Origin of the sequence: Azotobacter chroococcum, assembly GCF_002220155.1 — a bacterium.
Lineage (GTDB): Bacteria > Pseudomonadota > Gammaproteobacteria > Pseudomonadales > Pseudomonadaceae > Azotobacter > Azotobacter chroococcum.
Genome location: NZ_CP011835.1, coordinates 2,461,453 through 2,474,665, shown reverse-complemented (window position 1 = coordinate 2,474,665; position 13,213 = coordinate 2,461,453). Strand labels below are relative to the sequence as shown.

Sequence of the window (13,213 nt, the reverse complement as noted above, 5' to 3'; positions counted from 1 at the left end):
CGTGAAGGCGGACGAAACGTCTGGTGGCCGCAGGCAACGGGGCTATGATTCGGCAGCCTAGTCATAGACTGTTGCCTGATGTTGAAAGTCACAGTGCCGAGCGCGGTCATTCCTGCCCTGGCGTCGCGGCCGGCAGCACAAGGCATGGGAGCGGAATGACGAGGGTCGGCCGTAATTACCTAGTTTATCACTTGTTGACCGGAGGAAGGGCCGTCGAGCGGCCTGGGGAAGCTTGCCTGCATTTCAAAATGCTTACGCCAGTGGCTGCGCCCGCACAAGGGACAACCGATGACTGGTCGCCGCGGCCCCGCCCCGTATAATGCCGCCCCATTGCCGTACTGGAGGAACGAGATGATTGCAAGACAACCTATCGCGGTGCTCGGCGGCGGCAGCTTCGGCACGGCGCTTGCCAACCTGCTGGCGGAGAACGGCCACGCCGTGCGGCTGTGGATGCGCGATCCGGCGCAGGCCGAGGCGATCCGCACGCAGCGGGAGAATCCGCGCTACCTGAAGGGGATCAAGGTGCTTCACGGCGTCGAGCCGGTCACCGACCTCGCCGCGACGATTGCGGGCAGCGAGCTGATCTTCGTCGTGCTGCCCTCCAGCGCCCTGCGCCAGGTGCTGCAGCCGGTGTCCGGGCTGCTGGCCGGGAAGATGCTGGTCAGCACCACCAAGGGGATCGAGGCGCAGAGCTTCAAGCTGATGAGCCAGATCATCGAGGAGATCGCGCCGCAGGCGCGCATCGGCGTGCTCTCCGGGCCGAACCTGGCGCGGGAGATCGCCGAGCATGCGCTGACCGCCACGGTCATCGCCAGCGAGGACGAGGCGCTGTGCCGGGCGGTGCAGGCCGTGCTGCACGGGCGTACCTTCCGCGTCTACGCCAGCGGCGACCGCTTCGGCGCCGAGCTGGGCGGGGCGCTGAAGAACGTCTACGCGATCATGGCCGGCATGGCCGCCTCGCTGGGCATGGGCGAGAACACCAAGAGCATGCTGGTCACCCGCGCCCTCGCCGAGATGACCCGCTTCGCCGTGCGGCTCGGCGCCAACCCGATGACCTTCCTCGGCCTGGCCGGGGTCGGCGACCTGATCGTCACCTGCACCTCGCCGAAGAGCCGCAACTACCAAGTGGGCTACGCGCTCGGCCAGGGCCTCAGCCTGGAGGAGGCGGTGGCGCGCCTCGGCGAGGTGGCCGAAGGGGTCAACACCCTGCGGGTGCTCAAGGCCAAGGCCGAGGAGCTCGGCGTCTACATGCCGCTGGTCGCCGGCCTGCATGCCATTCTCTTCGAGGGACGGACCCTGGCGCAGGTCATCGAGGCGCTGATGACCGGCGAGCCGAAGACCGACGTGGACTTCATTTCCACCAGCGGCTTCTGATTCCGATCCCCAGCCGGCAAGGAGATCCCCATGAAACTCTGGCTGCTGCGACATGGCGAGGCCGAGCCGCACGCCCGCACCGATGCCGAGCGCGAGCTGACCCGGCACGGCCGCAAGGAGGTCCGCCAGGCGGCCGCGCACCTGGCCCACCGGCCGCTGCGGACGATTCTCTGCAGTCCCTATGTGCGCGCCCGGCAGACCGCCGAGCTGCTGGAGGCGCTGCTCGACAGCGCACCGCAGCTGGCGGTGGCGGACTGGCTGACTCCTGACGACGATCCGCGCCAGGCCCTCGACCGCCTGGCCGAGCGCCGCGAGGAGGAGCTGCTGCTGGTCAGCCATCAGCCCTTCATCGGCGCCCTGGCCGGCCTGCTGATCCACGGTCACCTGCAGGATCCGCTACCGATGCAGACCGCCAGCCTGGCCGAGCTGGATGGCGAATTGCCGCTGGCCGGCGCGATGTATCTGCGTGCCCTCAACCACCCGGGGCACCGGCACTGAGGGGCGTGCACAGATCTGTCCCATTCGCGCCAGCGGCCACTTTTCGCTGCTTTACTGTCCACGACGGTGCCGACAGGTTTCGTGCAGTCCAGGGGAGTGGGCCGGCGCTGACCCGAAGCTGACACATGGGGCCGCTAGGCTGGCGGCTCTCGTAATAAGCACCGACGTTCATAATCGCCAATCGTGCTTGGGTGCCCATGGCGATGGGCTATAAAGGTCTCAGCAGAAAAACAAAAACCGGATGAGCCAGTCGGGGTCCCAGAGGCATCCTTCTTCGCATGGAGGCGACCAATCTTGGGCGCGGAGATCCCGAAGCGTTTCAACCTGATCAGATGGTTCTCTCTGGTCAGCTTCGCCGTCATCACGACGGTCGTCATCTCGCTGACCATCCTTTCCACCCGTTTCCTGCTGATCGAGAACGTCCGGCGCGATGGTCTGCTGACGGCCCAGGCGGTTCACGCGATCGCCGCCATGGAGCGCTACCATGCCGCGCCGGGGATGGCCATGCCGATGGAGGCGGGGCTTGTCGGGCCGGGGCAGGAGGGCAGCGCTTCCGGGGAGCTGTCGCAGGCGCTCGGGCGGCGCGAGTTCCTCGAGCATGTCGTCAATCTTCCCGATGTACAGCTGGCCAGCCTGTACGGCCCCGACCGGGTCATCTTCTGGTCGAGCGATCCGCAACTGATCGGCAAAAAAGGCGCCAGCCCGAGCCTCGAGGAAGCCTTCGATTGCGGCGATACGGTCACCGCCAGCCATTTCCAGGCGAGCGGCGCGAACATCATCAGCCCGCCCGCAAGCCTCCAGGTCGAGCACTACATCCCGCTGCGGGACGAGGCGGGCCGGGTGGAGTCCCTGCTGGAGCTGCACAAGGAGCCGGTCGACCTGCTCGCCCAGCTGCAGCGCAGCTACCTGGTGTTCTGGCTGGCTGCGGTGCTCGGCGGCGTGCTGATCTACCTCGGCCTGTTCTGGATGATCTGGCGGCTGTCGGGGCTGCTCGCCGCCCAGCAGCGGCAGCTGGTCGCCAACGAGACGGTGGTGGCCCTGGGGGAAATGTCCTCGGCGGTGGCCCACAGCCTGCGCAACCCCCTCGCGGCGATCCGCTCCAGCGCCGAGCTGGCGCTGGATGCGGAGGCGCTGCCGGTGCGCAAGAACATCGAGGACATCATCAGCCAGGTCGATCGCCTGTCGAAGTGCATCAGCGAGCTGCTGATTTCCTCCCGCCCGCTCTGCGGCGAGCGCGAGGCGGTCGACCCGGTCGCCGCGGTGGACGAGGTGCTGCAGGCCTTCGAGCGGCAGATCCGCAGCGCCAACATCCAGGTCGACTGGCAGGCGCAGCCGGCGCCGGCGGTGCTCAGTCACCGGCTGCTGTTCGCCCAGGTGCTCAACAGCGTGATCTCCAATGCCCTCGAGGCCATGCCGCGGGGCGGCTCGCTGCGCGTCCGCATCGCTGTCGACGCCCTCGAGCGGCGCCTGCGCCTGACCATCGGCGACAGCGGCAATGGTATGACCAAGGAGCAGATGGCGATGGCCTTCAAGGCCTTCTACACCACCAAGCGCGGCGGGCTCGGCGTCGGGCTGGTGCTGGTCAAGCGGATCATGGAGCGCTTCGGCGGCGCCATCCGGCTGGACAGCCGGGAAAAGGAGGGGACCGACGTGTGTCTGGTCTTCAGGATTGCAGAAGGGGGATAGCCACAATGGAGCACAGCATTCTGATCGTCGAGGACGACGCGACGCTGGCGAGCAACATTCAGACGTATCTCGAGCGCAAGCACTACGAGGCGCTGGTCTGCAGCTCGGCCGAGGAAGCGCTGGCGATGCTCGGGACCCATCGTCCCGACGTGCTGCTGACCGACCGCTCCCTGCCAGGGATGAGCGGGCTGGAGCTGATCGCCCGGGTGCGCGCCCTGGACCCGCAGATCAAGCCGATCGTGATGACCGGCTACGGCAACGTGGAGGACGCGGTGGCGGCGATGAAGGCCGGCTCCTACCACTACCTGACCAAGCCGGTGGTGCTGGCCGAACTCAAGCTGCTGATCGACAAGGCGCTCGAGGCCCAGCGCCTAGAGCATGCGCTGTCCTTCTACCAGGCGCGCGAGGCCCGCGACGCCGGGCTCGACGCGCTGATCGGCAGCTCGCCGGCGATGCTGGCGATGAAGGCGACGGTGCGCCAGTTGCTGGAGGCGGAAAGCCGGATGACCGACGCCGACCTGCCGGTGGTGCTGATCCAGGGCGAGACCGGCACCGGCAAGGAACTGGTCGCCCGCGCCCTGCATTTCGACGGCAGCCGCCGCAACGGTCCCTTCGTCGAGGTCAACTGCGCCTCGATTCCGGCGCACCTCCTGGAGGCGGAGCTGTTCGGCCACGAGCGGGGCGCCTTCACCGACGCCAAGGAGCGGCGGGTCGGCCTGGTCGAGGCGGCGGACGGCGGCACGCTGTTCCTCGACGAGATCGGCGAGATCGAGCTGTCGCTGCAGGCCAAGCTGCTCAAGCTCCTGGAGGACCGCAGCATCCGCCGGCTGGGGGCGGTCAAGGAGCGGCGGGTCAACCTGCGCATCGTCGCCGCCACCAACTGCAACCTGGAGCGGATGGTGCAGCAGGGCAAGTTTCGCCGCGACCTGTTCTTCCGCCTGCGGATCATCGAAATCAGGGTGCCGCCGCTGCGCGCCCGCGGCGACGACGTGATCGCCCTGGCCGAGCACTACCTGGCCCTGCACGGCAAGCGCTACGGCAAGCCCGGCCTGGCCTTCAACGCACAGGCCCGGGAACTGCTGCAGCGCTACAGCTGGCCGGGCAACGTGCGCGAGCTGCGCAACATGCTGGAGCAGACCGCCCTGCTGGCGCCGGGCAACCTGGTCGGCCCGGCCCAGCTGGCCCTCTGCCCGGAGCTGATGGAGGGCGGCGAGCCACGCCCGCCGGCGGCCCGGGACTGCGAGCCGGCGCAGCCGGAGGAGGGACTCAATCTGCCCGAGGTGGAGCGCGACATGGTGCTGCGCACGCTGGACAAGACCGACTGGAACGTGACCAAGTCGGCGCGGCTGCTGGGCCTGACGCGCGACATGCTGCGCTACCGCATCGAGAAGCTGGGGCTGGCCCGGCCGGACCGCCGGCATTAGGGCCTGTTGACGTTTTGGCGTGAGCCGCGTTGCCGCGCAACCCGAAGGGACGGGGCCCCTTTGGCGCAGCACGGCGTCGCTCGTCGTTCATTTGGAATGACCAAACTTCTCTCCTCGTTCCTTGTTCTGCGCCAAACGGGCCGCCGTCGCGGCCTACGCCAAAACGTCAACAGGCCCTAGGGAGCGGAGTCCCAGATGGACGACCGGCAAGTCGCTGAAATGCCAGGCCTTCAGACAGTCGGCAAGAGTCCCAGGGCCGAATCGACCGGCTCTCTACACGGGTGTCGCCAGCAGAAACACCGTGGTTTCCGATGGCAGGGCTTGAGCGGCAGGCAGGTGGGGCTATCTTTACAGCGCTGCTGCAAACAACAATCGAATGCAGGAATGTAAAGCCGCCTGGCTTGTTGTCTTGCATGCATGAGGGCTCATGGCCGGTGGCCATGGGAATGCCTGTACGGGAAGTTTCCTGCACAGGCTCAAGGTCCAGCGCATTTCCAGCGAGAATTTCAGTGTGTACGCCAGGAGGCATGGATATATCTTCTGAAAATGGACTTTTCAACCTATGGAACAGCCATTCCCCGCCTTCATCGATTTCCCGCCCATCAATGACCTGCGCAGCGCTCTGGCGCGTCTGCAGCAAGTGCCGGGGCAGCTCCTGCACACCGACCATCCGGTGGACCCGCATGGCGAACTGGCCGGGGTCTACAAGCGTGTCGGGGCAGGCGGCACCGTCAAGCGTCCGACCCGGCTGGGGCCGGCGATGATGTTCAATCACATCAAGGGCTATCCGGATTCGCGGGTGCTGGTGGGTGTGATGGCCAGCCGCGAACGGGTCGCCCTGCTGCTCGACACCACGCCCGACCGGCTGGCCGAGCGCATGGGCGAGGCGATCGAGAAGGCCATCGATCCGGTGGTCGTCCCGAGGGAGCAGGCGCCGTGCCAGGAGATCGTCCACCGCGCCGAAGACCCCGGCTTCGATCTGCGCGAACTGCTGCCGGCACCGACCAACACCGACGAGGACGCCGGTCCGTTCTTCTGTCTCGGCCTGGTACTGGGCAGCGACCCGGAGGAGGGCCATGCCGACGTCACCATCCACCGCCTGTGCGTGCAGGGCCGGGACCGGCTGTCAATCTTCTTCGCCCCCGATCGGCACATCGACAAGTTCCGCCAGAAGGCCGAGGCGGCCGGCAAGCCGCTGCCGGTGACCATCAACATGGGGCTGGACCCGGCGATCCTCATCGGCTCCTGCTTCGAGGCGCCGACCACGCCGCTGGGCTATGACGAGCTGAAGATCGCCGGCGGCCTGCGCGGCAGGCCGGTGGAGCTGGTCGAGGCGGTCAGCATCGGGCAGAAGGCGATCGCCCGCGCCGAGGTGGTGATCGAGGGCGAGATCCTGCCCCACGAGCGCCTGCGCGAGGACATCAACACCGACAGCGGCCGCGCCATGCCGGAGTTTCCCGGCTACACGGGACCTGCCAACCCTTCGCTGCCGGTCATCCGCGTGACTGCCGTCACCATGCGCCGGCAGGCGATCCTGCAGACCCTGGTCGGCCCCGGCGAGGAACACACCAACCTGGCCGGCATTCCCACCGAGGCGAGCATCCGCAACGCCGTGGAACGGGCCATGCCGGGCTTGCTGAAGAACGTGTATGCGCATACCGCCGGCGGCGGCAAGCTGCTCGCCGTGCTGCAGGTGGCCAAGCGCCGGCCGGGCGACGAAGGCCGCCAGCGCCAGGCCGCGCTCATCGCGCTTGCCGTCTACCGCGAGCTGAAGAACGTCATCCTGGTCGACGAGGACGTCGACCCCTTCGACTCCGACGATGTGCTCTGGGCCATGCAGACCCGCTACCAGGGCGATGTGGACACGATCTTCGTGCCCGGCGTGCCCGGCCACGTGCTCGACCCGTCGCAAGTCCCGGAGTACAGCCCGTCGATCGCCGCGCGCGGCCTGACCTGCAAGACCATCTTCGACTGCACGGCGCCCTGGCATCTGCGGGAGCGCTTCGAGCGGGCGAAATTCCGTGACGTCGACCCGCACCCCTTCGCGCCCGAGCTCTTTCCGCAGGCCCGCTCATGAGCGCGCAACGGCTGGTCGTCGGCATCAGCGGCGCCACCGGCATCATCTACGGTATCCGGGCCCTGCAGATGCTAAGGGCCCTGGAGGTGGAAAGCCATCTGGTGGTGTCGCGCGCGGGAGAAATGACCCGCGCCTACGAAACCCGCCTCAAGCGTGACGAGTTGTACGCGCTGGCTGACCATGTACACCCGATCGGCGATGTCGGCGCCAGCATTTCCAGCGGCTCGTTCCGAACGCTCGGCATGCTGGTGGCGCCCTGTTCGGTGCGCACCCTGGCGGAGATCGCCAGCGGCGTGACCACCACGCTGCTAACGCGTGCGGCCGACGTGGCGCTGAAGGAGCGCCGGCGCCTGGTGCTGATGGTCCGCGAGGCCCCGTTGCATGCCGGGCATATCCGCAACATGCTGACCGTGACCGAGCTGGGTGGCATCATCCATCCGCCGGTACCGGCCTTCTACACCGAGCCGCAGAGCATTGCCGACATCGTCGATCACTCGGTGGCCCGGGCGCTCGACTGCTTCGGCCTGGAGGTGCCGGGAGCGCCGCGCTGGGGCGAAAGCTTCGGCATGTCGCCGGCGGACAGGATCAGGCATGCCTGACTGAGTGAATGCTGCGGGGCCGCCCCACATCCATCCGCGCCCTCGCGTGCGAAGGCGCTGGCCTGCGACTGTCTCATGCCCGGACCCGACCTCCGCAATGCGCGCTTGCCGGCGTGTTTGCCGCCTGCGTCGAGCGTTGCCACCTCCGGCGGTAGCCGGCCATGAGAGCGGTCATGGCCGGTGTCGCAGAGACCGCCACTGAAATCAGCGAACTTCCAGCAGCCGATACCTATGGCCCGATCGCGTGCCGTTGTGCCGGGGGGCCTTCGGGTGCTTGGGCTTGATCGATTCGGCGATCAGAAAGGCCAGCTCCAGAGCCTGGTCGGCATTCAGGCGCGGATCGCAGTGGGTGTGATAGCGATCGGAAAGTCGCTCTTCGGTGACCGCACGGCTGCCGCCGATGCATTCGGTGACGTTCTGCCCGGTCATCTCGATGTGGATGCCGCCGGCATGGCTGCCCTCGGCCCGGTGCACGGCGAAGAACTGCCGCACCTCATGCAGGATGCTCTCGAAGGCGCGAGTCTTGTAGCCGCCGGCCTTGATGGTGTTGCCGTGCATCGGATCGGAACTCCACAGCACCTGGCGGCCTTCGCGCTGCACCGCACGGATCAGCGCCGGCAGATGTTCTTCCACCCTGTCCGCGCCCATCCGCACGATCAGATTGAGGCGGCCCGGGTCGTTGTCCGGGTTGAGGCTGTCGATCAGGCGCAGCAGCTCGTCCGGGTCCATGCTGGGGCCGACCTTCACCCCGATCGGGTTGCCGACGCCGCGCAGGAATTCCACGTGGGCACCGTCCGGCTGGCGGGTGCGGTCGCCGATCCACAGCATGTGCGCCGAGCAGTCGTACCACTCGCCGGTCAGGCTGTCCTGGCGGGTCAGGGCCTGCTCGTAGTTCAGCAGCAGCGCTTCGTGGGCGGTGAAGAAGCTGGTCTTGTGCAACTGCGGCGTGCTCTTCAGACCGCAGGCGCGGATGAAGGCGAGGCTTTCGTCGATGCGGCCGGCCAGCTGGCTGTACTTTTCCGACAGGGCTTCGTCAGAGATGAAGTCGAGGTTCCACTGGTGGAGTTGATGCAGGTCGGCGAAGCCGCCCTGGGCGAAGGCGCGCAGCAGGTTGAGGGTGGCGGTGGACTGGTGATAGGCCCGCAGCAGGCGTTGCGGGTCCGGTGTCCGGCTCCTTTCGTCGAAGTCGATGCCGTTGACGATGTCGCCGCGGTAGGCGGGCAGGGTGACGCCGTCGACGGTTTCGCTGCCCGCCGAGCGCGGCTTGGCGAACTGGCCGGCCATGCGTCCGACCTTGACCACCGGGCAGCCGGCGGCGAAGGTCATGATCACCGCCATCTGCAACAGCACTTTCACGGTATCGCCGATCTTGCTCGAGGAGAATTCGGCGAAGCTCTCCGCGCAATCGCCGCCCTGCAGCAGAAAGGCGCGTCCCTGGCTGACCTCGGCGAACAGCCGGCGCAGCTCGCGTGTCTCGCCGGCGAACACCAGCGGCGGATAACCGGCCAGGGTTGCCTCGACCTGGGCAAGATGGGAGGTATCGGGGTATTCGGGTTGCTGCTGGATGGGCCTGGTTCTCCAGCTGTCGGGAGTCCAGTTCGGCTTCATCATCAGGTTCATCATCAGATCCTTTGATTGCATTACGGCATGCTCGGTGGATGTAACTGCTCTTTGTCGCGCAGTCAGTCATGGCCGCCACAGATTCTGTTGATGCGAGCCAGAAGCTGAAGCCTGTCATTGACCATTGAGTCTTTTTACCGTTTACGCCTGTGCGGACAGCGTCCGGAGTCCTTCCTGCCCTGCGCGAAGCCGCCGATGCAACCTGCGCCCGAGCGCACGATTCCGGCATCCGGGCAAGACTTCTGCGCATCGCCTGCACAGACTGCGAAAGGCCCTCAAAGTCTGGTGTCTGAGCGCCTGCTCAGGCTTCCGGGGCTGTCCTTGAAGAAGTAATGCACGATCTTCGCAAGCTGTCCGAGTGGCCGACAAAAGGCACAAGTGGGGCCAGTGCTTTGCCAGCCTGACTTCGGACGATTACGGAAGGCAGAAGCATCAGCGGCCCAGGGGCCAGGTCGATTGCACCGTTAATGGCATCTTGCCGCGCGACCCTTGGACCGATCATGGCCAGTATTTGGCCAGATCGGCACTTTTCCCATAACAATTAAAAACAATCTTACATTGCGTTCGTGGAAATAATTTCTTGGTGTGAGTTGTCATTGCTGAAACGTTTCTCCTATGCTTTCAGACATGAGCCTTATTGGAGGCGTCATCATGTTAGGGACGTTGGCTGGCTCAGATTAATGAAAGTGACAGAGTATCCATGCGGATACTGTAATTGCGCTCTTGAAGTTGCTTTTCTGGGCTGCGAAACAGGGATGGGTAGCTTCTTCGATATGGCGAAAGTTCTGGAGTCAGGTAGGTGTTGATTGACGCTCGATTTGTGGTTTGGTGAGGCAGGTCAAGCAGGCTGTCGATGGATGTGATGATTCAATACGTCAGCTAAAGTGCGTCGCTTTGCCTCAATAATTATTTGCCGATGGAGCCGCTGGCGGCAAGTATTTCTCCGGGTGAACTATCAGGATGCACGCCAGTGCTGGTTTTGCAGTCAGGCGCCTGGCTGGGAGGCGGTGTCGCCCGAATAAAAACGGATGCTCTTCGCACGATAGAAAAAGTGACTTTGGGGTTCGCTGAAAGTCATGTGCTGCGTTGCCGGTCACGAGTGCGCGCCTGCTGGATAGACAATGTTCCTGGGGATTTGTTTTGGGAGGGAGTGTTCTCAGTCGAGACGAAGTTGCAATGCGCTGGGGGTGAACTCAAATAAATAGCTCAACGTTTCGCGCTTTTGTTGTAAAGGCTTGTGCATGGTAAGCCCGTATATGCCTGGCCGCCTGAAAAATCCAAGCTAGGGAAGGCTGAAAAATGAACAATGACAAGCATGCAAGTCGGGGGCGTGATGCCTTGGTCTGCCGACGCTCGGCCATACGGCTCCTTGCGCTGGCGATTTCCGCAGCCAGCCTCGCCATGCAGGATGCCGCCGGGGCGTCGGACAATGGCACCTATCAGGAACCCTACCGGCCCCAGTTCCACTTCAGTCCCGCCGAGAACTGGATGAACGATCCGAACGGACTGGTCTACCACGACGGCGAATATCACCTGTTCTACCAGTACAACCCGTTCGGCGATACCTGGGGGCATATGTCCTGGGGGCACGCCGTCAGCCCGGATCTGATGCATTGGGAGCACTTGCCGGTGGCCATTCCCGAACAGGGCGACGAAATGGTCTTTTCCGGCAGCGTGGTGGTCGACAAGCACAACACCAGCGGTTTCGGGAGCCGGCGCAATCCGCCGATGGTGGCCATCTACACCAGCGCACGGCCGGGATCGCAGGCGCAGTCGCTTGCGTACAGCACCGACCGCGGCCGTACCTGGACGCGATACGCCGGAAATCCCGTGCTCGACATCGGTTCGGCGGAATTCCGCGATCCGAAGGTGTTCTGGTACGCGCCGGGGCAGAAGTGGGTCATGGCCGTGGTCGCGGCGCTGGAGCACAAGGTCAAGCTCTACAGCTCGCCCGATCTGAAGAACTGGACGCACATGAGCGACTTCGGCCCCGCCAACGCCACGGGGGGGGCCTGGGAGTGTCCCGACCTCTTTCCGCTTCCCGTCGACGGCGATTCCGGCCGGATCAAGTGGGTGCTTCTGGTCAGCCTCAATCCCGGCAGCATCGCGGGCGGCTCCGGCATGCAGTACTTCGTCGGCGACTTCGACGGGACGACCTTTCGGGCCGACAATGTCCTCGGCGACTATACGCCGCCCCCCGGCGAGCTCTACCAGGGCTTCGAGGAGCGCGACTACGGTGAGTGGACCACGACCGGTACCGCCTTCGGCTCGGGCCCGATCTCCGGCACGATTTCGCCGCAGGGCGAGGTGAGCGGATATCTCGGTGGCGGCCTGGTCAACAGTTACCATGAGGCGGACCTGGGAACGGGAACCCTGACATCGCCCCCCTTTACCATCGAAGGCCCTTACCTCAACTTCCTCGTCGGCGGAGGCAAGCATCCGCACGATCCCGCGATCTCGGACCAGGCGGTACCCGCCGGCTCGGTATTCGCCGACTTCGAGGGGAGCAGTTACGGCAGCGGTTGGAGCGCCACCGGCACCTTCGCCGGTAGCGCGCCGGCGGCCGGCACACTCGCAGGCCAGCAGTCCGTCAGCGGCTACGAGGGGCACCAACTGGTCAACACCTTCATCGATTATGACAACGGAACCGGCACGATTGTCTCGCCCGGGTTCACCGTCATGAGCGACTACATCAATTTTCTGGTCGGTGGTGGCGCCCATCCTTATCCCGGCACTGCCAACAATCCTCCGACAGCGGTCAATCTGGTCGTCGATGGCGAGGTGGTGCGCACGGCCACCGGTCAGGACAGCGAGGCCCTCAACTGGACCCACTGGGACGTCTCCGAGCTCAGGGGCCAGACGGCGCGCATCGAGATCGTCGACAGCAACACCGGTGGCTGGGGACACATCAACGCGGACCACTTCATGTTCTCCGACGAGCCGGCCTTGCCGCGCCCCACGGAAACTACGGTCAACCTGCTCATCGATGGCGAAGTGGTCCGATCGACGACGGGGCCCAACAGCACCACGCTGGACTGGGCTGCATGGAACGTCCGGAACCTTATCGGCCAGACCGCCCAGATCCAGCTCAGGGACAGGAACACGGGCGGCTGGGGTTACATCCTCGCCGACCACTTCATGTTTGCGGATGAGCCCGCGCTGTCGCTCCTGCAGCGCAGCAGTTGGGTGGATTACGGTAAGGATTTCTACGCCGCGATCACCTTCAACAACGTGCCCGATGCGCGCCGCCTCGCGATCGGCTGGATGAACAACTGGAATTACGGCCAATTGACGCCGACGAGCCCCTGGCGTGGCGCGATGAGTATTCCGCGCGAGTTTGCCTTGCGCACCATCGATGGCGCTCTCCGGCTGGTTCAGCAGCCCGTGCAGGAGCTTGATCTGCTGGGAGAGGATTGGCAGACGTTCAGCCAACAGCAGATTCCGTCCGGCACGACCACGCTTCCGCTGCAGGGCAAGGCGTTCGAGATCAAGGCCGACCTGCTTTCCGGCGACGCGAAGCGGGCCGGGCTGAAGGTCCGTAGTGGCAACGGCGAGGAAACCCTCATCGGTTACGACGCCGAGGCCGGCGAAATCTACGTCGACCGGACGCGCTCCGGCGAGGGCAGCTTCAGCACCGACTTCCCCGGCGTTCAGCGGGCGCCCTTGACCGCGAGGGATGGCAAGATCCGGCTGCATGTGCTCGTCGACTGGTCGTCGGTGGAGGTCTTCGGTGACCAGGGGCAGACCGTCATCACCGCGCAGATCTTCCCGGGCGCGACGAGCGACGGTGTACAGCTCTTCTCCGAGGGCGGCAGCGCGATGCTCGACTCGTTGCAGGTCCGGCCTCTGGGTTCGAGCTGGACGCGGTAGCGCAGCGGCGGCAACACACTCGAGCGCTTCCCTGCGGGAAGGAAAGGGCGACACACCGGCCCGCG

7 protein-coding genes and 1 pseudogene are annotated in these 13,213 nt (G+C 65.4%); 7 read left to right on the top strand and 1 reads right to left on the bottom strand.

Going from position 1 to position 13,213, the window contains the following annotated elements:
• Positions 1-351: 351 nt before the first annotated feature.
• The 6 genes from ACG10_RS11315 (at position 352) to ACG10_RS11290 (ending at position 7,658) form a co-directional block, all read left to right on the top strand.
• Entirely contained in the window at positions 352-1,374 is a 1,023-nt protein-coding gene (locus ACG10_RS11315; protein ID WP_089168291.1) for an NAD(P)H-dependent glycerol-3-phosphate dehydrogenase, read from the top strand.
• A 30-nt stretch (positions 1,375-1,404) separates the two neighbouring features.
• On the top strand, positions 1,405-1,872 hold the full coding sequence (gene sixA / locus ACG10_RS11310; RefSeq protein ID WP_089168290.1) for a phosphohistidine phosphatase SixA: 468 nt from the start codon (positions 1,405-1,407) through the stop codon (positions 1,870-1,872).
• 294 nt (positions 1,873-2,166) lie between these two features.
• Positions 2,167-3,558, top strand: coding sequence for a sensor histidine kinase (locus tag ACG10_RS11305; RefSeq protein WP_089168289.1), 1,392 nt, complete (start codon positions 2,167-2,169; stop codon positions 3,556-3,558).
• Between the two features lie 5 nt (positions 3,559-3,563).
• Positions 3,564-4,982: a sigma-54-dependent transcriptional regulator gene (locus tag ACG10_RS11300; protein ID WP_089168288.1), complete on the top strand. Its 1,419-nt coding sequence runs from the start codon at positions 3,564-3,566 to the stop codon at positions 4,980-4,982.
• A gap of 562 nt (positions 4,983-5,544) precedes the next feature.
• Positions 5,545-7,059 carry a UbiD family decarboxylase gene (locus ACG10_RS11295; protein WP_089168287.1) on the top strand — a complete coding sequence of 505 codons (1,515 nt, stop codon included), beginning with the start codon at positions 5,545-5,547 and terminating at the stop codon, positions 7,057-7,059.
• Complete coding sequence (locus tag ACG10_RS11290; RefSeq protein WP_089168286.1) at positions 7,056-7,658, top strand: UbiX family flavin prenyltransferase; 603 nt, start codon at positions 7,056-7,058, stop codon at positions 7,656-7,658. Before ACG10_RS11295 ends, ACG10_RS11290 begins: the two co-directional genes overlap by 4 nt.
• Positions 7,659-7,937: 279 nt before the next feature.
• Here ACG10_RS11290 and ACG10_RS11285 read toward each other — a convergent pair.
• A pseudogene (locus ACG10_RS11285) lies at positions 7,938-9,266 on the bottom strand (class II 3-deoxy-7-phosphoheptulonate synthase); the annotation flags it as partial.
• A gap of 1,311 nt (positions 9,267-10,577) precedes the next feature.
• Here ACG10_RS11285 and ACG10_RS11280 point away from each other — a divergent pair.
• Positions 10,578-13,148: a glycoside hydrolase family 32 protein gene (locus ACG10_RS11280; RefSeq protein WP_089168285.1), complete on the top strand. Its 2,571-nt coding sequence runs from the start codon at positions 10,578-10,580 to the stop codon at positions 13,146-13,148.
• The last annotated feature ends 65 nt before the right edge of the window (positions 13,149-13,213 follow it).

Coding starts and splice junctions, on each gene's coding strand:
- ACG10_RS11315 (WP_089168291.1), top strand. CDS start 352: ATGATTGCAAGACAACCTATCGCGGTGCTCGGCGGCGGCAGCTTCGGC.
- sixA (WP_089168290.1), top strand. CDS start 1,405: ATGAAACTCTGGCTGCTGCGACATGGCGAGGCCGAGCCGCACGCCCGC.
- ACG10_RS11300 (WP_089168288.1), top strand. CDS start 3,564: ATGGAGCACAGCATTCTGATCGTCGAGGACGACGCGACGCTGGCGAGC.
- ACG10_RS11295 (WP_089168287.1), top strand. CDS start 5,545: ATGGAACAGCCATTCCCCGCCTTCATCGATTTCCCGCCCATCAATGAC.
- ACG10_RS11290 (WP_089168286.1), top strand. CDS start 7,056: ATGAGCGCGCAACGGCTGGTCGTCGGCATCAGCGGCGCCACCGGCATC.
- ACG10_RS11280 (WP_089168285.1), top strand. CDS start 10,578: ATGAACAATGACAAGCATGCAAGTCGGGGGCGTGATGCCTTGGTCTGC.